Below are 405 nucleotides of genomic sequence, written 5' to 3'. Positions count from 1 at the left end.
GGTGTCCGTCTGGCCCTCGGCTGGACGTTCCTGTGGGCGTTCGTCGACAAGGTGTTCGGCCTCGGGTTCGCCACCCCGACCGAACGCGCCTGGATCAACGGCGGCAACCCCACCAAGGGCTTCCTCAGCGGCGCCGAGGGACCCTTCGCCGGCATCTACCACGACCTCGCCGGCACCGCCTTCGCCAACTGGGCCTTCATGCTCGGCCTGCTCGGCATCGGCCTGGCACTCACCCTCGGCATCGGCATGCGCATCGCCGCCGCCACCGGCACCACCCTCTACGTCATGATGTGGTCGGTCGCCCTGCCCCCGCAGACCAACCCCTTCCTCGACGAACACCTGACCCTCGCCGCCGTCCTGGTCGGCCTCACCCTCATCGGCGCCGGCAAGACCCTCGGCCTCGGC

Annotated in this window: 1 protein-coding gene; it reads left to right on the top strand. The window is 70.4% G+C overall.

Features of this window, described 5'->3' with window-relative positions:
- The coding region (locus tag HCJ94_RS29425; protein ID WP_168004256.1) for a DoxX family membrane protein at positions 1 to 405 on the top strand (405 nt) is incomplete at both ends.

The organism is Micromonospora thermarum, from assembly GCF_012034245.1.
GTDB classification, from domain to species: domain Bacteria; phylum Actinomycetota; class Actinomycetes; order Mycobacteriales; family Micromonosporaceae; genus Micromonospora; species Micromonospora thermarum.
Note: the sequence above shows the minus strand (reverse complement) of the source record. Positions and strands in the feature narration are given on the sequence as shown.